This window comes from Leptospira inadai serovar Lyme str. 10, from assembly GCF_000243675.2.
In the GTDB taxonomy this organism is placed as follows: Bacteria; Spirochaetota; Leptospiria; order Leptospirales; family Leptospiraceae; genus Leptospira_B; species Leptospira_B inadai.
Map to the genome: position 1 here is coordinate 519,760 of NZ_AHMM02000015.1, position 20,271 is coordinate 540,030.

20 protein-coding genes are annotated in these 20,271 nt (G+C 45.7%); 6 read left to right on the forward strand and 14 right to left on the reverse strand.

Annotation, left to right across the window (positions count from 1 at the left end; all coding sequences use genetic code 11):
- Positions 1-19: 19 nt before the first annotated feature.
- Together LEP1GSC047_RS06155 and LEP1GSC047_RS21600 are read left to right on the forward strand one after the other, a co-directional pair.
- Positions 20-3,700 carry a hypothetical protein gene (locus tag LEP1GSC047_RS06155; protein ID WP_010411692.1) on the forward strand — a complete coding sequence of 1,227 codons (3,681 nt, stop codon included), beginning with the start codon at positions 20-22 and terminating at the stop codon, positions 3,698-3,700.
- A gap of 14 nt (positions 3,701-3,714) precedes the next feature.
- A complete protein-coding gene (locus tag LEP1GSC047_RS21600) occupies positions 3,715-4,014 on the forward strand; it encodes a Lar family restriction alleviation protein (RefSeq protein ID WP_010411690.1) in 300 nt (99 codons plus the stop codon).
- 143 nt (positions 4,015-4,157) lie between these two features.
- Here the strand turns inward: LEP1GSC047_RS21600 and LEP1GSC047_RS06165 are convergent, their stop codons facing one another.
- From LEP1GSC047_RS06165 to LEP1GSC047_RS06225, 11 genes are all read right to left on the reverse strand, one after another.
- Positions 4,158-4,925, reverse strand: coding sequence for a hypothetical protein (locus LEP1GSC047_RS06165; protein ID WP_010411688.1), 768 nt, complete (start codon positions 4,923-4,925; stop codon positions 4,158-4,160).
- The gene (locus tag LEP1GSC047_RS06170) at positions 4,903-5,955 is read right to left on the reverse strand and encodes a FecR family protein (RefSeq protein ID WP_010411685.1); all 1,053 of its coding nucleotides are present in this window, start codon (positions 5,953-5,955) and stop codon (positions 4,903-4,905) included. The genes LEP1GSC047_RS06165 and LEP1GSC047_RS06170 overlap by 23 nt, the downstream gene beginning before the upstream one ends.
- Complete coding sequence (locus LEP1GSC047_RS20790; RefSeq protein WP_010411682.1) at positions 5,952-6,476, reverse strand: RNA polymerase sigma factor; 525 nt, start codon at positions 6,474-6,476, stop codon at positions 5,952-5,954. Before LEP1GSC047_RS20790 ends, LEP1GSC047_RS06170 begins: the two co-directional genes overlap by 4 nt.
- Before the next feature lie 50 nt (positions 6,477-6,526).
- The gene (locus LEP1GSC047_RS06180) at positions 6,527-6,877 is read right to left on the reverse strand and encodes a hypothetical protein (protein WP_010411680.1); all 351 of its coding nucleotides are present in this window, start codon (positions 6,875-6,877) and stop codon (positions 6,527-6,529) included.
- 453 nt (positions 6,878-7,330) lie between these two features.
- The gene (locus LEP1GSC047_RS06185; RefSeq protein WP_010411679.1) at positions 7,331-7,633 is read right to left on the reverse strand and encodes a hypothetical protein; all 303 of its coding nucleotides are present in this window, start codon (positions 7,631-7,633) and stop codon (positions 7,331-7,333) included.
- A 260-nt stretch (positions 7,634-7,893) separates the two neighbouring features.
- Positions 7,894-8,229 (reverse strand): TRL domain-containing protein, encoded by a 336-nt coding sequence (locus LEP1GSC047_RS06190; protein ID WP_010411678.1) that lies wholly within the window; start codon positions 8,227-8,229, stop codon positions 7,894-7,896.
- Between the two features lie 3 nt (positions 8,230-8,232).
- Positions 8,233-8,553 carry a TRL-like family protein gene (locus LEP1GSC047_RS06195; protein WP_039934340.1) on the reverse strand — a complete coding sequence of 107 codons (321 nt, stop codon included), beginning with the start codon at positions 8,551-8,553 and terminating at the stop codon, positions 8,233-8,235.
- Positions 8,554-8,558: 5 nt separating this feature from the next.
- Complete coding sequence (gene lsa14, locus LEP1GSC047_RS06200) at positions 8,559-9,062, reverse strand: adhesin Lsa14 (protein WP_010411672.1); 504 nt, start codon at positions 9,060-9,062, stop codon at positions 8,559-8,561.
- Between the two features lie 116 nt (positions 9,063-9,178).
- The gene (locus LEP1GSC047_RS06205; RefSeq protein ID WP_238325525.1) at positions 9,179-10,495 is read right to left on the reverse strand and encodes an NHL repeat-containing protein; all 1,317 of its coding nucleotides are present in this window, start codon (positions 10,493-10,495) and stop codon (positions 9,179-9,181) included.
- Between the two features lie 353 nt (positions 10,496-10,848).
- Complete coding sequence (locus LEP1GSC047_RS06220; RefSeq protein ID WP_238325526.1) at positions 10,849-12,159, reverse strand: NHL repeat-containing protein; 1,311 nt, start codon at positions 12,157-12,159, stop codon at positions 10,849-10,851.
- Between the two features lie 514 nt (positions 12,160-12,673).
- Positions 12,674-14,095, reverse strand: a complete 1,422-nt coding sequence (locus tag LEP1GSC047_RS06225) for an NHL repeat-containing protein (RefSeq protein ID WP_020988350.1) — start codon at positions 14,093-14,095, stop codon at positions 12,674-12,676.
- A 485-nt stretch (positions 14,096-14,580) separates the two neighbouring features.
- Between LEP1GSC047_RS06225 and LEP1GSC047_RS06235 the strand changes: the two genes are divergently transcribed.
- Genes LEP1GSC047_RS06235 through LEP1GSC047_RS06250 form a run of 4 tightly spaced genes read left to right on the forward strand, consistent with a single transcriptional unit; the run spans position 14,581 to position 18,366 of the window.
- A complete protein-coding gene (locus LEP1GSC047_RS06235) occupies positions 14,581-16,050 on the forward strand; it encodes an HD-GYP domain-containing protein (protein WP_010411657.1) in 1,470 nt (489 codons plus the stop codon).
- A gap of 59 nt (positions 16,051-16,109) precedes the next feature.
- Positions 16,110-16,319 carry a hypothetical protein gene (locus tag LEP1GSC047_RS06240; RefSeq protein WP_010411653.1) on the forward strand — a complete coding sequence of 70 codons (210 nt, stop codon included), beginning with the start codon at positions 16,110-16,112 and terminating at the stop codon, positions 16,317-16,319.
- A gap of 41 nt (positions 16,320-16,360) precedes the next feature.
- Entirely contained in the window at positions 16,361-17,020 is a 660-nt protein-coding gene (locus LEP1GSC047_RS06245; RefSeq protein WP_010411650.1) for a GNAT family N-acetyltransferase, read from the forward strand.
- The gene (locus tag LEP1GSC047_RS06250; protein WP_020988520.1) at positions 17,017-18,366 is read left to right on the forward strand and encodes a phosphoribosylamine--glycine ligase; all 1,350 of its coding nucleotides are present in this window, start codon (positions 17,017-17,019) and stop codon (positions 18,364-18,366) included. Before LEP1GSC047_RS06245 ends, LEP1GSC047_RS06250 begins: the two co-directional genes overlap by 4 nt.
- 5 nt (positions 18,367-18,371) lie before the next feature.
- Here the strand turns inward: LEP1GSC047_RS06250 and LEP1GSC047_RS06255 are convergent, their stop codons facing one another.
- From LEP1GSC047_RS06255 to LEP1GSC047_RS06265, 3 genes are read right to left on the reverse strand one after another with little or no spacing between them, the layout of a single operon-like run.
- The gene (locus LEP1GSC047_RS06255; RefSeq protein ID WP_010411645.1) at positions 18,372-19,352 is read right to left on the reverse strand and encodes an adenylate/guanylate cyclase domain-containing protein; all 981 of its coding nucleotides are present in this window, start codon (positions 19,350-19,352) and stop codon (positions 18,372-18,374) included.
- On the reverse strand, positions 19,349-19,702 hold the full coding sequence (locus tag LEP1GSC047_RS06260) for a slr1659 superfamily regulator (RefSeq protein ID WP_010411642.1): 354 nt from the start codon (positions 19,700-19,702) through the stop codon (positions 19,349-19,351). The genes LEP1GSC047_RS06255 and LEP1GSC047_RS06260 overlap by 4 nt, the downstream gene beginning before the upstream one ends.
- Positions 19,690-20,265 (reverse strand): slr1658 superfamily regulator, encoded by a 576-nt coding sequence (locus LEP1GSC047_RS06265; protein ID WP_010411639.1) that lies wholly within the window; start codon positions 20,263-20,265, stop codon positions 19,690-19,692. Before LEP1GSC047_RS06265 ends, LEP1GSC047_RS06260 begins: the two co-directional genes overlap by 13 nt.
- Positions 20,266-20,271 lie beyond the last annotated feature (6 nt).

Below are 20,271 nucleotides of genomic sequence, written 5' to 3' on the forward strand. Positions count from 1 at the left end.
TAGGTGCAGAGGTCTTTTCATGGAAACGAGAGAATTGAAACGAGCCTGGTCCAAATTCATTTTTGTTCTTTTATCTATCTTTTCATTTCAAAATTGCGCACATTCCGGCGAGAGCTTCACGTTGAATTCCTTTTTCGATCAGCAGAACATAGGAGGATTACGTCTTTTTAATATTTTCGATAACTATCCTTCCATAAAAGCCGGCTTCCGGAGTTTGGATCCGATCGAGTTCAATCAAAAAATGCAAAGTTCCTTCGGGCAGCCCGACACAGGGAGTATGATCGGATTCCTAAGAGGTAGTTCCGGGTTATTACTGAAAAGTTATTCTAGCAATATTGCCAATGCGGACATTAGTTCCGGTTCGAGCGGGAATTCGGATACGGCACCGGTTCTAATGATACAGGATATCCTAAGAGATAGCAATTTCTTACTCGGTCGCGTGCTGAATGCACCGAACAATTCTCTCTCCGGATTAGAGCCTTGGTTGGAAAAGGTCCGCTATTCTAGAATTCCGATCTTACGGAATTTATCCCCGATCAATCAATCGGGTTTATTTTATATGAACTCCCAGTATGATAAACAAAAAGCGACGGACGGATACACCGGCCTTGCAGCTTCCCTAAGTTATTCGGGAATTCAGGTGATCTTTTCGGAAACGGAAGACGTACTAAACAAGGCGCTTACATTGAATTCGAATGCCAGGTCCGCCCTTCAAAATATTCTCCTAAGGTTGGCGGATCCGACAATGTTAGGAGATTCCACGTTGGTGGATTCGATCGTGTCGACGATCGGAGAGTTCGGCAGGTCCTTTAGCTATAACGCCGGATTTAACGGCCAAAAGACTTCGCAAACGGTACTAAAGGACTTAGTGTATAATTTCAGTCTTTATTTTACCTCTTCCGGTTTGCAGAACGGAGCGGCCATTTTACGGAATTATTATGGATCGAGCACGAATTTCAATACCTTGATGTCCGATGCCTATTCTCTTATGCGTAACGCGTTAGGAAGAGGAGGGCAATTCACCAAGGATCCGAACGTACTGCTCGCGTTCGAATTTTCCAAAAATTTATATTCTCTAGGCTTTCTTTCGAATTCTTACGGGATCGATGCATCGGTTGGCAAGATGATCCGAAGCGATTTTTCGGGAAAATACAGAGATGCCGACTCGAATGCGCAACCGCTGAGCGCCTTGGAAACTTTGATCATGCTTCTTGTTGCGGCGGATTCGTACGGATATAGATGGGCGAGCCCGAGCGATTCTAACACTCAGGCCCTGGAGTCGAGCTCGGCCAATGGGGGCCCGATGACCGGCGGGGTCTTGACCGTCGGGGATGCCATTTACTCCTTGCATTCCAATATGACGGGTTCGTTCGGCCTTAAATCCTTTTTGGATCAGAGTTCCAGTTCCCAAAAAGTCTTTAAGAACGGTTCCGTTTTTAGTTTCAGCATCAATTCACCGACCGTTTCCATGATCGAATCCGGAGTCGGGGGTATCGTTCCGGATTTAAGCGATCCGGTGTATACAAAGACGATCCCATTCATGATGCGTTTGATGAGAAAGGTGGTTTTTTCCGGAGCGGGTCCTTATTATAATAAGAATCGAAAAGATGCACAGGGAAATTTTCTCACGATAGATGGAACGCTCTATAAGACGGCGGATGGAACGGATCAAGTCTATCAACCTACCTGGAATTCATCGGAGTACAGGATTCAAGTACAGTATTCTTCCTCTTCCCTTTGTAAATGGGTGGGGCCGGGTGGAAGGGAAGCGATCTGCGCGAAGGACGGAGGATTCTCCGCAGTGTCCTCGGGGACGAATCAATCCGGAACGAACGGTTGGAGTATTCCGGTTTGGGAAATCTCTAAAACGGATGATGAACGAGCGGTTAATTCGGACGAAGAAGCTCTCTATAAGAATTATCAATGGCTACTTTATGAAAAGCGCATGATTGTCGTCGTCCCGATTTTAGCCTCTCTTGGACCGAGCGTACCGTACAAAATGGGAGCCTTCGTTACCGTGGCGGCCAACGGTCTACAGGGATTGATAAATTCAAAACCGATCTTAAGCGCATCTAGCATTTGCAGTTTAAGGAAGAACGCAGTTTGGAGTATTTCCGGAGGGAGTTGGAAGTCTCCGTTAAACGGAGGGTCTGAATGTCCCACGTCTTCCTCGAATCCTAGTTGGAGGACTCCCGGTATCCCCGTGACCCAGGCTAGTTATTCCTCCAAGGCCGGGGATAGCATGTTTTACTTGGAAGTCTGGGATTATGGAATCGCCGGGACTTCTTCCATTTCGTTTAACAGCGTGGGGGACCAAAGTCTTTTTAATATCTTCTATCCGGGCAACTCGGTACCCAGTCTCGTTCCTCCCTCAGGAGTGATTCCCGGCGCAATTGCCGCAAATTTTCCGGTGATCGGACAGTTGGGATTTTTGACCCCGGCAGCGGTCGTTCCCGAGAATGTAAATGTACAATGGGAGAATCGGAATCGTCTTTTGCCGATTATCCTGACCCTGGCTCGAACATTAGATGATCAATCGGATGCGACACATTCGAAAAATCCGTTCGAGATCCTAATCGGAATTAGTCGGATTCTGATTAGGCCTTTGGTCCAAACGATTTCCGATCAGGCACCAAACTCCGGAAATACGCAGATCACGGTCGTATTGACCGATTCGCTTATCATGTCCGGCACGGATAACTCGGGTGGCAATTCAGGGAACCAACTCTTTAGCGTGCGGAATAATTTAGGTCAAATCGATCAATTCTATTTCAGATCCACGGATATGACGTCCACGGCGGAAATTCGCACCCCTTTATCCCTTCTGATCGAAAGCGATTTCAGGTATCAGGACGGCCTGCTGAACATTCTCTCGCAATCCATTTTTTTCTCCTCTTCTTTCGATTCACTCGCAAGACTGGGCAGTCCGACTCGAGCTGCCAGCGCCGGACTTTTATTTTCGGCGCTGGCAGATTTTTTTAACGAAGTTAAAATTACTAGCGATGTGCCGGCACCGACTGCAAACCAATTCAATCTGCAGGCGTATTTCCTGGAAATCGAAGGGGACTTGGCCCCGTATTCGGATCCGAATTCGCATCCGCAAGGCGGATCTACTTGGAACCGCGTGGGGGATTGGGCGATTCGATTTAGGGATTATCTTTCCGATGATTCGGTGTTCTCGATCCTCCCTACGCTTCGCCTGCCTTTAGACCTATTAGGCAGCGTTCCTCCCGATTCGGGACAGATTTCTTTCATTCTCGATATGGTAGCTAGTTTATTAAAAAATTCGAATGGAGCTCAGGACTATCTGATCACCAAATTTCTATCGAAACATACGCCCGATATGCTTAATCAGCTAGCCGGGAACGCCTCTTCAATTAACAACGTTCTTTATGCGATCGTAGAAAACGGGTTATTCTTTTCCTACTTGGAAGATCGGATGAGCGCCTCTCCATATTCGATCTCGGATCTTTTGAAGGACATTAACGGATTTTTGATCTCGGATATGATCCAGAGAAAACAGAACGATCTTTATTCCTTGCCGTATTCGATCGGAACATTCCTGGGCCAAGTTGCGGATATACTAGAAAGAGGTCCTAGTCCATTCCTGTATCCGGGAGGGGCGACCTTTTACGACGACAAAAATGCAAACCCTTCCGGCTCATACTGGAATGTAATGTCTCAAATTTTGACAAGATAAGTGGAGTAACAAGTATGATCGAAAAAGAAATAACCATTAACGATTGCCCGTTTTGCGGAAATTCCGAAGTCGCATTGATAGACGATGTCGTGGAACCGACCTCGTTGGGAAGGTATCTTGCTTATTACACTTGTACGGTTTGCAATTGCAGGGGACCGCAACTTCTATTTCGTAGAGGAGTGAGAAAAACGGACGCGCTAAGACTTGCAGCGGAAGACTGGAATAAACGCGGAAACGATGAGAAGGTGAATATCGGTGCGATTGCGGGCGCGGAGCAGAGGACGGAAGACAGAAGACTGAGGACAGTACATTGATAAACTAAATTTCCACGTTATAGAGGAAGATTCTTGTGTTATATTAGATCTTTCCTCTACCTCTATTACTTTTCCAACATTCTCGCAGCTACTGTCTTCTGTCCTCTGTCGATCGACACGACGAGGATCAGAATTTTATCCGATTAGAAACTCACCATAACACGGAAATCTAAACTGTAATCAGTATTAAGGGTTGTCGTTCCGATCTGCCTCTCCGCGAATTTATATTCGGAGGGGATCAATTGAAGACGTATCGGTTTTTGGGACATTCCCATCGACGGACTCGGGCTGATCAAGTATACAGAATCGATTATATTTAAAAAATATAAAATACCTGTAAGCAAAAGAAACAAATTCACCCTGTTTTCCGTCTCGTGGTAACGATGCGATCTATCGGAACGCTCCGGTATGTTCCAGGCTTGCGCGGAATCCAAACTTTTCCTTTGCTCCTGGAGTTGCACATAACTTCCGATATCTAAAGCCGCGAGACCGTAAACAACCGAAGCCCAGGTAAGGCCGTTACCGAATTCGCCGGTGGCAAAATGACCTGCCCCGGGTAAATAAAAACTCCTCTGAATCCATGCGATCTTGGCCTCATACCTTTTTTGTTTAGCCTTTTCTTCCTCGGATTTCAGCTTCAGTGCTTCTATGACTTTCTGATTGGCATCTAAAGCCCGATCCGAAGCTCGTTTTTCCGCATCTAGGACGGTTTCGTTCTCTTTCGCTTGTTTTAACTCGTCCTTTAGAATCGAATTTTCGTGGTCTAACCGCCAATTCTTTTTTTTCAGTTCCTTGATCTCTCCCGATTTCTCGACACTCCCGGAGTTTTCGGGTAATAGATCCGCGAAGGACGAGGAGAATATTACAAAAGTCGCAATTAAGAAGGTCTTACGGGTTTTCCAACGTTTCAATTCTATCTATCGCCTCGAAAGGGAGTTCCTCTACCCCGGCAGGTCCATGTATGTACCATTTTTCTCCTTTGGCATATACGAATCCTTTTTTAATACTGCCGTCTTTGAAATGAACGACCTGCAACGTTTTATATACTCCGATTATGGCTTTTTCGGAACGGCGCGCGGTTTTCGAACCCGATTCTTGGGTTACTCCCAATTCGGTGAACTCCACCAGTCTCTCTCTTGCTTCTGCGGAGATGGTATGAATGGAATTTGCCTTTGGTCGCCCATTTACTAGAGAAACTGCGACTGCCTGTCCGGTGGAAAGTCGTATTGGAGGTTCGTTTTCTTCCACTCGTACTTGGAATTCTCCCTCTAAAATGGAGAGAGTATCTCCGAGAGCCGTTACTTTCAATTCCGCAATCGTGCCTTTCTTTTCGTAATCGGCATAAGGAGTCCGAATCCTGAGAGCTGAAGAGGAACCGGACGCGCTATTCCAAAGTAAGGTTCCGCGGTCCAACTCGATCGCCAGAGCTTCCGGATTACTTTGGTCCCACTTTAAGATACCGGGTCCGATTAGTACGAAGGTGCTATTATTCTTCGAAATAAGAGCCAACCTTCCGGAAGCGTCCAATCGAATGCTAGCCGATTCCGGCATGACTGCACCGGGGGAGAGTTCCTTTTCGCCTTCCTCCGTCCATAGGAACGTTTTACTCGAGTGGCCGATTTGCCAGAGATGCGAAACGGAACTCCGTTCCCCGGATCGATATAAATACGAACCTAGAAGCGCTAGCAGAAGGGCTGCGGCTACCGAATATGCGATTCGGATCACTTTGGGGCGAATCGGGACGACCTTTTTTTCGCTACTCTGCGATTCTCGAAACTCCCTGAATAATTTCCTTTCGGCCTCTATCCCGCGGTCGGAAAGGAAAGAGGAAAGCTCCGCCTCTTGCTGAGCTTTTATATTCTTAAATGCGGCCGGCCATTTTTCCGGATCCTTCCGCTCCAATACCTTGATTATCTTTTCCCATTCAGATGAATTATTCATTTCAGACTCTCCGGGGTTATCCCTTTTTCCGACAGCGTTTCTTGAAGAATCTTCATTCCGATTCGAAGATCTCGATAGAACGTCTGACGCGAAATATCCAATATTCGCATTATCTCCTTGATAGATAATTCTTCGATCAGGCGCAGTCTGAGCACCTCCCTAGTCCTTTCCGGGATCTTAGGGTCGGACAAAGCTACCTGGACCGATTTGTATATCAACGAGCTTTGGTCTTTCTCATGCGGTTTCGCTTCAATAAAAGAATCCGATTCGAAATAGGTAACCGGTTGGCGGGCCGCTTTCCTACGATGATTTTTAACTTGCGTATAGGCAATGGTATACAAGAAACTCCGAAAGGTTCCCTCCCGTATCTCGACACCCTTCCGAAAGATCCGTAGGATCTCCATGATAGTTTCTTGTAGAACATCCTCTGCCAGTTCAGGATCGTATGTCTGAGAAACTATAAAGCGGAACACATCCGGACGTAGCTGGAAATAGCGTTCCTCTATTTCATGAATATCCAATCTCTTCCCCCATAATCCGCTGTAATCGGTTAATTGTACCGAAAATTATTTCAGGGATCTAAAAAAATGCAATCTTTTACGGTTTCCCAAGGAAAGGAGAGGGTGCGTTCGCCCGATTGGAAGACTAAGACATTGGAATCTGCGCTCTTAAATGTGTACTGAAAGGATTCTCCCGTATTGAGAGTGACTAGTACAGGCAAGCCTTCCACATTCTTGATGGAAAAAATGTATTTGACCGGGATTCGGAAATCGCCCAGGTAGGAAGTCACTAACGCGTAGTCGTCATACATTCGTATGATTTTTCCCGAAAAAATATCGCCGTTCTTGATCAGGATTTGCTCGGAATGAAGGGAATACGAAAAACTTAATAAAAAGGTTATAATTGCGAAAAAACGGCTCATTAATTAGAAGTTGGAGAAGTAGGATCTTTAGGGAAGAGGATTTTTCTTAGGTTCAACTTCAAGAAAAAAACATAAAACCGTAATTTTAATCCCAAGTTATTTGTCAAGGCGAGAGGGCGCCGATTTTTGCGATTTGTTCTATAAATTTATAGAAGAACTAGTATGGCAAATAACGTCCTTCCGGCAAGCGGGTTTTCGGAGATTTTGCCGTGAAATAACTTTTCCGCTTAAAAATAATAGGGCTGATCGCATGCCGGAAAAAAGGAATATTACGTCCCGAAGATGCTCTAAAAAGAAAGATGCTTGTTTGTGAGGAGGCTGCTATGGCAAATAACGTCCTTCCGGCAAGCGGGTTTTTCGGAGATTTTGCTCTGAAATAATTTCTCCCCTAAACAATCATAAAGCCGATTCGGTTCCGGATCGAAAGAAGGAATATTGCCTTCCTAAAATCCCCTAAAAAGAAGGATGATTGTCGGCGAGGAGGCTGTTCGTGAGATTTCCGGTAATGATCTTTGATAACAGAAATCGTCTGCCTTCCCTATACGCAATTTGACGCAGCTCCGATAAGTACAGATCGCGTTCTTGGGAGGTCTTGAAATGTAGCCATCGATCTTCTTCGTCCTTCAGAAAAAAGGAAAATTCCGCAGAGGGAAACGGAGAGCATTGTATCGAGTCGAGTAGTTCCGACTCGGACTCTTCCGGAGGATATTTCATTTCTGCTTCGCGTGAAATTTCAAGAATCTCTGTGCAACTCATGATCTCAACCCTTCCTTGCTGAATCCCGTAAGCTGATCGAGATTCATGTATTATGGGTCACGTATGTACGGATGTATCAGAAAAAATTCGCGTAATAGAGAAAAACTGGAAGGCGGTTTCGGGGATACAGAGGAGCGGCTCCCCCCGATTTGTTCGTTTAATCGAAGGGGACCGCTCCTGTTTTTCGGAAATATCGGAATTACTCGGGCATTGAATCCCGACTAGGATCCTCGTTTTGGAGGTTACCGGATCTACCTAGTTTATTCTCCGTAGACGATAACGCAATTCCTGGCGATTATGATCCCGAGTATCGAGAATGTACTTTTATCGACCAAAACCACTTTAGTAATATTACCGTTCTTTACGGCTTCTTCCAGGTTTCCTTCTCCGTTCGAATAGAATAGCCATGTGAAAATGGAATTGAATCCGCAGGATTTTCCGCTTTTTAGGATCTTGGCATCCGAAGGGCCACTGTCCATTACGCCCGAGGCATGGTACTCGGAAGAATTGTAAAATAAGGCAGGGAACGGACTACTCGCGCAATTCCACAGCGTAAAGGATAGAATTATAAAGAATAAATAATATGCTTTTTTCATCGGTCATTCTCCTGCAATGATAGTACAATATTTTCGGATCAATCCGACATAGGATTTTGTGGAATGGTCTATCGTAGAAATACGGGTGATCTTGTTTTCCAAAGCGAGCTTTCCGGCTGACGAACTTCCCCAGGTTACGAGTCCAGCAAAGGATGTCATGCAGGACTGCCCTTTTTTAGCCGGTGTGACTGCGTTCGATACGTTTAGTTCACCGGGAAAGGAAGTCGAAGTATAAAGATATCCGTAGACGGGGCCCACCGCGCAGTTGGAAACCGATCCGGCGAATAAAATAAAAATCAGAAAAAGGATCATTCTTTCGGACAAGCGTATCATGGTTTTTTCCCCTCCGGTTTGGTTTGGGTGTTGGGCTGAGCGGGGGTACCGGGCTTCGTTTCGGTATTGGGTTTAGTTTGAGCATTGGGTTTCGTCTCGGGCAATTCACCGGTTCCGAATCCGTGTACATTCGTGCAGAAACGATGATAGGCCCAACCTGCCAGGATGCCGAATTGTTCGTAGTCTATATACGCCACCTTGGTAATTTTCGCGTTTTGCTTTGCCGTCTCGAGACTAGAATCGCCTATCGCTATCGCACCTAAAAAACTTTTAGAACAGGCGGTCCCCACTCGGGTAAAATTCGTCCCCTGACCGATCGGGCCGGGAATGACTGCCTTATGCCAAAAGAACCCTCCTTTAACCACCATATAATTCGGATTGGAATAATCTTTGGCCGGATTGGTATTCGGCGAAGCGCCGTAAGCGTAATGGAAAGCGTTAAATCCCGTACACGAGCAAACGCTTAGAATGATAGAAAAGAAAAGGATTCTATACTTCATTTTTTACTCCGTTTATAAACTGGTGAATGTTGGAAAAACATAATTTGCTCCGATAGCTTAACGATTCTAGGTTTACGATTTTCTGATATACAAGTTTGCATTTAGGTTCCTGTTCTTTAGTGAGTAACCGTAATCGGCGGGAAATAAAGAGTACGGTTATTCCCCGCATCTACGACATACATTCCTCCGGAGGAATCCAGCGCTATACTTCCGGGCTGCATCAGGAGAGTAGGGCTGGTTCCAAAAGCGCCGGAAGTAAAATCCCCGCCCTTGCCATAGACTCTCGTTGCAGTCGTACTTCCGGGAGGATAATACAAAACACGATCATTGAATTTATCCGCTACATAGAGACCGCCTTGGGTATCCATGGCGATACCCTTAGGAGAATTTAACGAATTTGCAGTCCTTCCACCGTTGTTTACACCGCTGGATGTAAGGTCCGGTTGACCGTACACCCTGGTAGCGGTAGTGCTGCCCGAAGGAAAATACAGGACTCTGCTGCGTGCATAGTCCACGGCATACAAACCACCATTCGAGTCGACTACTACGTCAGTCGGATAGCAGACGGAAGTAGCATTGACGGCGCCACAGGAGTTACCTTCATAGCCTGCGCCGTAGATCCTTGTTGCGGAACTACTGCCCGAGGGATAATAGAGGATTCGATTATTGTAATAATCCGTAATGTAAACGTCGCCGGCGTTGCCTGCACCGATCCCCCATGAATTCCAAAACGAGTTGGTTCCGCTTCCTGAGACGGCGTTCCCGGTGTTAAAATTCGGTTGTCCGAACACTTTCGTAGCCGTGGTACTTCCGGAGGGAAAATACAGCCCTCGGTTGGCGTAGGCGTCGGCAACATACAGGCCCCCGCTTGCATCAATGCTCAAATGTACCGGAGCGTTGAGGGTATTTTCGGTAGGTATTCCTCCCTTGTTTGGAATATTCGTAGTGAAACTTCCTGTCTGCCCATAGACGGTATCGGCCGTAGTGCTTCCGAGGGGGAATCTCAGAATCCGATTATTGCTAAACTCCGCAATGTAGACGTTTCCGGAGGAGTCAACGGTCACGCCCGTCGGGTTATTGGCCGAGGTGGCACTAACTCCTCCGTTATTCGCTGCATTGGAAGTAAAGTCAGGTTGTCCGTAAACCCTGGTTGCGGTAAAGCCCGGGTAGGTTTCCGTAGTGAGGGAAGGAGTCGTAGGAGTGGAAACAGTAGTAGTAGGGGATAGTAGGAACAAAGGAATGCTAGAACTTCCTCCCTTTCCTCCGCAAAGGACACCTGACGCGCAAAGACTTGCCGCTTCGCCCATACAGGAAACGGAGATGAAAACGAAACTCATTAAAAAAAATATCGGCAAATTGCACGAATCCATACGGATCTGTGCGCGTTTTCGCTCCGAAAATCCTAAACTTACGGCCATTTTTTTCGAAATCATCCTTGATCCTCCTATCATCGGTCCTAGATTAGGAAAGTTAGACGAAATATTGATAAAAATAACACAAAATCATGAATTAAATATACTTGACGTTAGTTTTCTTTTATAAGAACTTTTATTTTTTCAATTGTCCATAATCGGCTTTTAAAATTCCTGGTCCTTCTACGAACTGTTCTAAATATTATGTTCTTATTGATTAAGAAAAGGCACATTATTGGGAAAAACCAGGTTCGATCCGATTCCCCTTCAATGGAAAATAACGTTCCGCCGACATAAATTCGAGAATGGTAACTGTGGAGCATGTTCGGTTCATCCTGTACTCCTATCAAATCCGAGACTCGGTTTCCTGTTCCTTAATGGGTGACCGTGACCTGCGGGAAATAAAGAGTGCGATTATTCCCCGTATCTACGATATACAACCCTCCGGATGAATCGAAAGCTAAGCCTTCCGGCCCATTCAAGGAGGACGAATTTGTTCCGGAGTTGGCAGTCGTAAAATCACCATTTTGTCCGTACACTCTGGTTGCGGTGGTGCTTCCAGGCGGATAATACAAAACACGATTATTGAATTTATCCGATACGTAGAGACCACCTTGGGGATCCAAGGCGATGCCTTTTGGCGCGCTTAATGAGTTTGCGGTGCGCCCGCCGTTGTTCGCAGTATTGGAAGTAAAGTTCGGCTGACCATAAACCCTGGTGGCCGTTGTGCTGCCAGAGGGATAATACAAGACTCTGCTATTCGTATAATCAGTCGCATATACGTCCCCGTTGGAAGCGACCGCTACGCCGGTCGGATAACAGATGGTAGTCGCGCTAACAGGGGGACACCAGTTATTTTCACCGCCTGGCCCGTAGATCCTCGTTGCAGAACCACCCCCTGAGGGATAATAGAGTATCCGGTCATTATAATAATCCGCAATGTAGACGTTGTTGCTGCCGTCTACCGCAATGCCCCAAAAGTTCCAATCCGAGTTGGTTCCGCTTCCTCCTACGAAGTTCCCGGTGTTAAAATTCGGCTGTCCGAATACTTTCGTAGCCGTAGTACTTCCGGAGGGGAAATATAATGCTCGATTGTTATAGGCATCGGTAGCATACAGACCTCCGCTCGCATCCATGCTCAAATGCACCGGAGCGTAGAGGGTGCTGGCGGTAATCGATCCTCCCTTGTTTGCGGTATTCGTAGTGAAACTTCCAGCCTGTCCGTAGACGGTATCCGCTGTAGTACTTCCTGGCGGGAATCTCAGAATCCGATTATTGGAAAACTCCGTAATATACACGTTTCCGGACGAGTCTAGAGCTATACCCGTCGGGCTATTTGCGGAGGCAGCTGTGACCCCTCCATTATTCGGTCCACTGGAGGTGAAGTCAGGTTGGCCGTACACCCTGTTTGCGGTAAAGCCGGGATAGGATTCCGTGGTAAGGGTGGGAGTGGTCGTAGTGGGAACAGTCGCGGAAGAAGAGGGAAGTATAAGTGCTGGAATGCCGGAACTTCCTCCTTTTCCTGAGCAAAGAGTTCCTAACGCGCAAAGATTTGCGACTTCGCCCATACAGGAAACGGCAAGTAAACTGGAAATTGTTAAAAGAAATATCGCCAAATAGTCCGAATGCGTACGGACTTTTGTGAATCTTTTTTGCTCTGCACATTCTCGTTTTTTCGAAGACATTCCTGAACCTCCGGTCGGTCTTGTTTGGAAAGACAGACGAAATATTTTTAAAAATAGTACAAAATCATGAATTAAATATTCTTTAAGCATATTTGACATTTATCAGCTTCCTTTTTTTGCTTTACAAGAACCTAAAGGTCGAATAGATACGAAACCTTTGCGTATCTTACCCTATGAATTGGAACGGTATGACCTTTTTTCCCGAAAACATCCCTGAGCCCCCTAGTCGTCGGATTTTTTTGGAAAGTTAGACGAAGTATTGGTAAAAATAATACAAAATATGGAATTATAGATTCTTGACGTTAGTTGACATTTTACTCCTTTTTTTCTTTCTTTTTCCATTGCTCAAAATCGGTTCTTATAATTCCTGGCCTAAAGCGGATCTGCTCTTAATATTATGTTCTTATTGATTAATAAAATCAAAATCCTTGCGAAATGCCGGGCTCGGTCCAATCTCGCTCCTGTAGGAAATAACGTTCTACCAATACAAATCCGAGACCCTATCTCCTGTCCTTTACTTAGTAACCGTAATCGGCGGAAAATAAAGAATCCGGTGATTTCCCGTATCTGCAACGTACATTCCTCCGGAGGCATCTAAGGCTATGCCCTCAGGCTGAAGCAAGAGTGTAGGGCTAGTTCCCCAAACGTGAGAGGTAAAATCTCCGCCCTGACCATAGACTCTCGTTGGAGTAGTGCTTCCGGGCGGATAATACAAAACACGATCATTAAATTTATCTGATACATAGAGGCCGCCTTGAGAGTCCAAGGCGATACCCTTCGGTTTATTCAATGAACTTGCAGTGATTCCGCCGTTGTTTGGGCCGCCGGATGTAAAGTCCGGTTGACCATACACCCGGGTAGCGGTTAGACTACCGGAGGGAAAATATAAGACTCTACTGTTTGCAAAGTCCGTTGCATACAAACCACCATTCGAGTCGACTACTACGTCAGTCGGATAACAGATGGAGGAAGCGTTGACGGTGCTACACAGGTTACTTTCATTGCCTGCCCCGTAGATCCGCGTCGCGAAACTACTACCCGAGGGATAATAGAGGATTCGATTATTGTAATAATCCGTAATGTAAACGTCGCCGGCGTCGCCTGCCCTGATTCCCCAAAAGTTCCAATCCGAGTTGGTCCCGTTTCCCTTGGTGCCGTCGCCGCTCCCGGAATTAAAATCCGGTTGTCCGAACACTTTCGTGGCCGTGGTACTTCCGGCGGGAAAATACAAAGCTCGGTTGTTGTATGCATCGGCAACATACATTCCTCCGCTCGCATCAAAGCTTAGATGTACCGGAGCCTTGAGGGTATTTTCGTTAGGCATTCCTCCCATGTTTACAGTATTCGTAGTGAAACTTCCGGCCTGTCCATAGACGGTATCCGCCGTAGTGCTTCCGGAAGGAAATCTCAGGATCCGATTATTATAAAATTCCGCAATATACACGTTTCCGGAGGAATCTAGAGCCACGCCTGTCGGGTCATTTGCAGAGGTAGCACTAATTCCTCCATTGTTCACAGAATTGGAAGTAAAGTCAGGTTGTCCGTAAACCCTGGTTGCGGTAAAGCCCGGGTAGGATTCCGTAGTGAGGGTAGTAGTCGTAGGAGTGGAAACAGTAGTAGTAGGGGATAGTAGGAACGCAGGAATGCCGGAACTTCCTCCTTTTCCCTCGCAAAGAGCGCCTGACGCGCAAAGACTTGCAACTTCGCTTATACAGGAAACGGACAGAAAACTGGAAATCGCTAAAAGAAATATCAGCAAATTGCCCGAAACCGTACGAGCTTTTGCATATTTTCGTCCTGCCAATTCGAAAAGTTCGCCCCTTTTTTTAGCAAACAGTCCTGACACCAGGTTGGCTATTTTTGGAAACGTTATGCGAAACATTCCTGAAAATAGCGCAGAAGCGTGAATTAAATATTCTTTACGTAGAATCGACATTATCTACCTCTTTTGTAGTTTGATTGTCTCAAATCGCTTGTTGGAATTTCTAATCGCCTCTTGAACGGTACGTTTTTATTTATGAAAAAATGGAATATACTAGTGAAATACCTGGTTTGCGACAATTCTCCGGTCCTTCTGCCGATCGGAATCGGATTCTTTTGAGCTAAATGCGCGTGCGGTGGCTGTCCGGGAATGATCCGATACGCATGGACGGATCGGATTTCGTAAAAACGGTAGAAGAATAGAAAAACAGAAAATGCGAATATTTCTTTCGACGAAACTCCCGAATGCGCAGGAACTTCTGTTTGTGGTCGAAGACCAAGCTGCTGAAAAGCCAAACCATCCGAGCCCATTCGGAACCTCCTCTTAGGGACTATCTGCCATCCTGTTATATCTTCCGCCGTCAGCGGAGAAATGTACCGATTTTTCGGTACATTTTCCCCATTCGAACGGAAGAAATAAGAGAAAAGGGTGGTTACAAAATGGAAGCTATATTAGGAAAAAATTCGCACTTAACTCGCTTCGATTTCGCAGAAGAAGCTATGGATGTTTTCATGGAAGCGAACTGTATTCCGGTCAATTTTTATAATAAGAACGGACAGATCCTCATCCACAAAAAGATCAATGCAAGCCCTGAAGATATTTTTCGTTTAAAGAAATTCGAGGAACAAGGCATTTATTATCTGTCTGCCGACCGGGGAAAATTCCTCGTTCAAGAGGAGCCCGCACCGGAAGCCGACGTACAGCCGAAACCCGCTCAAACGATGGACCCTTTCCATATGCAAAGACTTGCGACGGAAGCGGCATCATTATTGAAGGAACTGAAGAATACCTCCTTGAATGGAGGCCATATCAATAAGGTCAACAAGGAGATCGATCATATACTTACGGACTTTACGCAGTGCAGCGATGTGACCTACGGTTTGGGAAGCATGATGAACGTATTCAAGAACTGTAAAGTGGATGTCGATTCCGAAATTCTGACGAAAAGGACCGTCCTTGCCATGGCTCTGAAGCTCAAAGGAATGAAGATGCTTACGAAGAAGGACAGCGAGGAAAATCGATTAAAGCCCTTCAATCTTATGCTGGCTTCCTATTTAACGGATATCGGGAAGGCTAAAATGCGCATCCCCAATAGTCCTAAATTGACGGATGAGGAACAGAAATATATGAGGTTTCTCCCCATCGTGAGCTATCTGATGATCGCTAATTTGCCGAATATCGACTCTTCGGTAAAATCTACCGTGCTGAACGCGAAAAGGACCTTTCGGGGAGACGGACCGAGCAACAATTATCCGAATGTCGATACGATCGTTAAAATACTTTCGGAAAAGATGGATCTTTGCAAGAAGGACCCCGAGCGGATCATTCAATTCGAGGATATGCGGAATCAACTGAAAGCTTTGCAATCCCTCTCGTATTCGACGGAAGATGCTTCGATAATATCGATAGCCGGTGAATTTGCCTCGCTCACCTCGCCGCAGAATTGGAGAGATGCGTACGACGAATTAGATGCGATCCGATTTATTCTGAATCAAAGTTTTTTCAGTTATAATGACCGAACCATCCGCGACTTTATGAACTTGATGGCTCATTCCTTATCGATGAACGTTTTTCGCAAAGGTGATTACGTGGTGGTTACTTCCATCGATACGGATAAAAAGTTCCATTTCGAATTATGTATGGTCCAGGCGATGATGACCAACCAAAGTAGACCCTTACTAAAAAGGATCGGAAGTCTCAGACCGATCATAACGAATAACGGAAAGCTGAAAATATCCGGTTTCGATCTGAACTCTTTCGTTTTAGACAATCGGATGGCGGAATTCAATCTTTCCGAAGTTATGGATCCTCGTCGTATAGTTTACGTAATCGATCGTAAACTAGATCCGGGACTGTATAGTAAGATCGAAAAGATCTGCATAGCTAGATTTTCCAAGTCCGTTGCTTAGAGGCGTTTTGAAAGGAAAGTCGACTAGTATATTTTATCAGATTTATGGAGAAAATTCTTATGACGGAAATGATTGAATTTGGACCTGGAATAGTCTTGGGTTTTGCGGACGCGTTGATGGATCAACAATTCCTAAATTTACTCAGCGTTAGCCTAGTGATCGTGGGATGCGGATTATTCTTAACTCTTCGGAAAAAGCCCAAAACCGACAAGGAGATTAAGACCGAAATCAACTCGATGCTCGAAAGGAAGAGGAAGGCAAGAAGGTAATGTCACCGCAAAGAATATATTATTATTTTAATAGTTAGATAATGAATTATTCGACTAGAATTCTTATAACCGATTCGGAATTCTACTCGGACGCTATCCGACGGATCCGTAAGGAAGTTTTGCGGAATATCGGGCTCAGTCCCGCAGGAATTGACGTGGAGCCGATTTCCTATGCGACTTATTTATTCGGTTTCAGGGAAGGCGTTTCTCGACCGGTTTCGATGTTGGAGACGTATTTCTATGCGCAAAGATTTGCATCCTTCGAGGATAGCGCATATTCTCAGGCAGGCGATCTTGGCTCGCTCGGAACCCTAGAGAATACCGTTCATCTTCGTACATGCTTTGTGGATCCCGAGTATCGCAAACGAAGTTCTTTGTTTTTATTGAATTGTTTAGCGGCTGCTTGGGTTAACTTTCAACTAGGTGCAAGGGGAGCTACAACCGGAACATCCGAATCGAACGATTACGTCATTTCTCTATTCCTAAAAACGGGATGGCGCCGGATCGGTACGTATTTTATGGAAGGACGGCCGCATGTTCTCTTTTTTACGGATCTGAAACGGTTCTTTAACCATTCTCGGATCCAAGATGCAATTCATCTTTTATTCCTTTCCGACAATTACGCGGGAGAATCTCGCTCATTACTCTCCCGGTCATTGCTTAAATATAAGAATTCTTCCGTTCCGCTAAACGTAAAATGAATCGGAAACCTAAATCGGACTCGCCCTGGTTGATCTACGGTTCTGGAAACGCACGGGAACATATAACCTATGAACGATTATCGAGCGAGCTCGGAACGAGGGTCGGTTTTTTGCTTTACGGTCCTAATGCGCTGTTAGCGGAACTGCCTGGCGTGATTTCCATCCGAGGGATCCTGGACGCAGAGCGGGTGGCAAAAAAAAAGAATGCGAGCGTTATCTTCTTATTAAGTCCCGGAGACTTACTGAACGGTGCTCCCGATTTCTTTCGAGAAAGAGGATTTACCGTATTCGCTCCGAAACCGGAAGCGATTCCTTTGGAAGGCAGCAAGTTGTTTGCGAAAGAATTCATGAGACGGCATTCCATCCCGACTCCGAGAGCGACCGTCTGGAATGAATTCGGCTCCGCTTCCGAGTTTCTCAGAACTAGGTGGGCCGTCGGCAACGAAGGATTCGTATTAAAGACGGATAATTTTCTAATAAACGCCGCGGAACGAGTTTTGGTCCCGAAGACGTTAGAAGAGGCATTAACGGATCTGCAGGGGATGTTTGCGAGATCCGCGGAAAAAAGGATCTCCTCGGACGTTCTGCTCGAAGAGAAAATTAAGGGAGAGGAATATTCGATTCATCTGGCCGTTGCGAACGGGAAGTATGCCGTTTTTCCGCTTGTTCAGGATTACAAAAAGCTAAAGGAGGGAGGTACGGGGCCTAATACCGAAGGGATCGGAGCGGTCGCTAGTACGGATCCTCGATTTCGTACTTTTTTGGATGAGGTGGAAGATCTAATCGTGCGTCCCGTGATGCACGGACTCATATCCGACGGTTTAGAATATAATGGTATTCTTTACATTGGAATAATGGATACTGCGGAAGGTCCTCAGTGTCTGGAATTCAATGTTCGGTCCGGAAATCCCGAATGGCTTCCGCTTCTTCACTTAATGGAAACTCCTCTTTCCGTTTTATTCGAACATTTGCTGGCAGGAAAATTATTTTCTCCGGTATGGAAGTCCGGATCCTGGGCCGCGAGCGTCGTCGCCTTTCCGAAAAATTATCCATTAGGAGGCGAAGATGAGCGAAACGACCATTCGTTTCGATTTGCCCGTTTACCCCGGAGCATCAAACTCACCGGAGAAAGAATACGAAAAAGCGGCGATTTTTACCGCGCGGAAGATGGACGGTGTTTCACTCTTACCTCTATCGGAAGCGACTGTAAAGCGATGATGGGAGAATTGTATGCTTATTTGGAAGCGATTGAAAGCGGTCTTTGCTATCGATCGGATGTCGGTAAAGAGGGGATCAGCTTTCGTAAGGAACGAGCTTTCCTGAAGATCCTTCCTTCGAATGTTTAAAGATCTTATTCGATTTGAGCCCATCCTCTTAGACTTTTTTCGATCGTATCTCTTGTCTCCTCTAAGGCTTCCATAATGGAAAGCGCTTCCTGATCCGAAATCGGACTCTTTAACGGCATAATGATCTCTTTCAGTTTGAAAGTATCCCCGTTTTTCTCCAAGTAGGGACTTATTTTGTTCTCCCTCGTTCCGATTAATTCAAAAATTTCGACGGGGACATGAATCCCCTTGATCTGGACTTTCCCGAGCGATCTGGCACGGAACTCGTCTTTAATCAATTCATATGTGGAAACCGAGATTAGGATCGAACCCGGGCGCGCTAATTGTTCTAACCTAGCGGCAACGTTCACCGTATTGCCGATGATCGTATAATCCATTCTTATATCCGAACCGAAGTTTCCCATCGTGCAAAAACCGGTATTAATGCCGATGCGTACCTGCACGGATTCCGATATTCCGAATTCTTTCCAGGCTAACCGGATTAAACGAAGTCTCTTTTGCATTTCCAAGGCCATATGGATACAGTTTAGCGCATAAGCCTTTCCGGAATCGGAATCGGATTCTTCAAAAAAAATCATCATCGCGTCCCCGATGAACTTATCGATCTTACCTCCGTACTTAACTGCAAGCCGGGACATATCGTTCATATAGCAGTTTAAGCAACTAGCGATTACTTCGGGTTCGACGCTATCGGTAAGTTCGGTAAAACCGACTAGATCGGAAAAGAATACGGTAAGTTTTTTTCTTTGGTATCCGCTCGAAATCGATAATTCTCCGTCAGTAACCCTTTCATACAGCTTCATCGGCAGATATTTCTGCATATTCTGCAGTAAGCGCTCGATCTTCCAGCGTTTATCTTCCAACTCGTTTTCAAGCAACGTAGCATGCTCTATCGTGTTCTTATAGAGGATCCGCAGATCACGCAGTTCGGACCGAAGCCGCGATATCTCGCTCGCGGGCTTGCTAGGATTTTGTGAAGTGCTCATCGTATGACCAGATCAATCTCGGGCCAGAGTTTCTTGAGATTGCCGAGAGATTTGGACTGCCAAGGAATACTTTTTGATCCCTGCACGCATATCGCCGTTTTGGCGTTGTTTCGGGTTTCTATAATAAACAGGCTGATGCAGGTGATCCCGGAGCTATTTAGAAAAATCAGTTTGGAAAAGTCTAGGACAAGTTTCGAATGACTCGTCGTGGAAGACGCATTCTTTAGTAAGGCCTTTATCGGACCGTAAGCATCCAGACTTTGCAAACGCAGAGATCCGGAAAAGCTTACGACCGACCTTGAAGAATCGAATAGGACTTCATAGTCCTCCTTATTGATTAGAGAGTCCATCCTTCCTCCTTCGAAAGGTCGTTCTTTTTAAGATATGCACAGACTCCGATCTCATTTTCGTCTTCACCTATCTTCCTAAATTTAAAACCGAAATCAGCAGGATAATCCTTCATCAACATCAACAAGCCGATGCCGGAATAAGAAGCATCCTGGTCCCTGACTTCTAACGACTTCAGGTACTCTTCTTCCAGATCCGTTGAGCATAATCGTTTTACCACTTTTTCGAAATTGCTCCTGGTCCGATCGGAAATCAGATTCGTGACTTCGATGCGTAGGATATTCATGTAATATTTAAAATCGATGGTTACCGTAGCATCGCGGACCTTGGAATACTTCGCCGAATTTTCGATAAGTTCGTTGACGATCGTCGAGACGATATTCTTAAAGTATTCGCTGTCTTGGCTGCAGTACGAACAAAAGGCGGCCGTAAAGTTTGCCGTGAGACCGCATCGATTCCAAAACGCGGTGAGATCGATAGGCTGAATAATGAGCCGAAAATAAGACTCCGGAGGAATGCTATCCTGAAGCAAATCATACCGACCGTACTTTACCTCTTCTTTCATAGATGG

Excerpts from the sequence above, each read along its gene's own strand:
- LEP1GSC047_RS06155 (WP_010411692.1), top strand. The coding sequence starts at position 20 with ATGGAAACGAGAGAATTGAAACGAGCCTGGTCCAAATTCATTTTTGTT.
- LEP1GSC047_RS21600 (WP_010411690.1), top strand. The coding sequence starts at position 3,715 with ATGATCGAAAAAGAAATAACCATTAACGATTGCCCGTTTTGCGGAAAT.
- LEP1GSC047_RS06170 (WP_010411685.1), bottom strand. The coding sequence starts at position 5,955 with ATGAATAATTCATCTGAATGGGAAAAGATAATCAAGGTATTGGAGCGG.
- LEP1GSC047_RS06180 (WP_010411680.1), bottom strand. The coding sequence starts at position 6,877 with ATGAGCCGTTTTTTCGCAATTATAACCTTTTTATTAAGTTTTTCGTAT.
- LEP1GSC047_RS06185 (WP_010411679.1), bottom strand. The coding sequence starts at position 7,633 with ATGAGTTGCACAGAGATTCTTGAAATTTCACGCGAAGCAGAAATGAAA.
- LEP1GSC047_RS06190 (WP_010411678.1), bottom strand. The coding sequence starts at position 8,229 with ATGAAAAAAGCATATTATTTATTCTTTATAATTCTATCCTTTACGCTG.
- lsa14 (WP_010411672.1), bottom strand. The coding sequence starts at position 9,062 with ATGAAGTATAGAATCCTTTTCTTTTCTATCATTCTAAGCGTTTGCTCG.
- LEP1GSC047_RS06205 (WP_238325525.1), bottom strand. The coding sequence starts at position 10,495 with ATGATTTCGAAAAAAATGGCCGTAAGTTTAGGATTTTCGGAGCGAAAA.
- LEP1GSC047_RS06220 (WP_238325526.1), bottom strand. The coding sequence starts at position 12,159 with ATGTCTTCGAAAAAACGAGAATGTGCAGAGCAAAAAAGATTCACAAAA.
- LEP1GSC047_RS06225 (WP_020988350.1), bottom strand. The coding sequence starts at position 14,095 with ATGTCGATTCTACGTAAAGAATATTTAATTCACGCTTCTGCGCTATTT.
- LEP1GSC047_RS06235 (WP_010411657.1), top strand. The coding sequence starts at position 14,581 with ATGGAAGCTATATTAGGAAAAAATTCGCACTTAACTCGCTTCGATTTC.
- LEP1GSC047_RS06240 (WP_010411653.1), top strand. The coding sequence starts at position 16,110 with ATGACGGAAATGATTGAATTTGGACCTGGAATAGTCTTGGGTTTTGCG.
- LEP1GSC047_RS06245 (WP_010411650.1), top strand. The coding sequence starts at position 16,361 with ATGAATTATTCGACTAGAATTCTTATAACCGATTCGGAATTCTACTCG.
- LEP1GSC047_RS06250 (WP_020988520.1), top strand. The coding sequence starts at position 17,017 with ATGAATCGGAAACCTAAATCGGACTCGCCCTGGTTGATCTACGGTTCT.
- LEP1GSC047_RS06255 (WP_010411645.1), bottom strand. The coding sequence starts at position 19,352 with ATGAGCACTTCACAAAATCCTAGCAAGCCCGCGAGCGAGATATCGCGG.
- LEP1GSC047_RS06260 (WP_010411642.1), bottom strand. The coding sequence starts at position 19,702 with ATGGACTCTCTAATCAATAAGGAGGACTATGAAGTCCTATTCGATTCT.
- LEP1GSC047_RS06265 (WP_010411639.1), bottom strand. The coding sequence starts at position 20,265 with ATGAAAGAAGAGGTAAAGTACGGTCGGTATGATTTGCTTCAGGATAGC.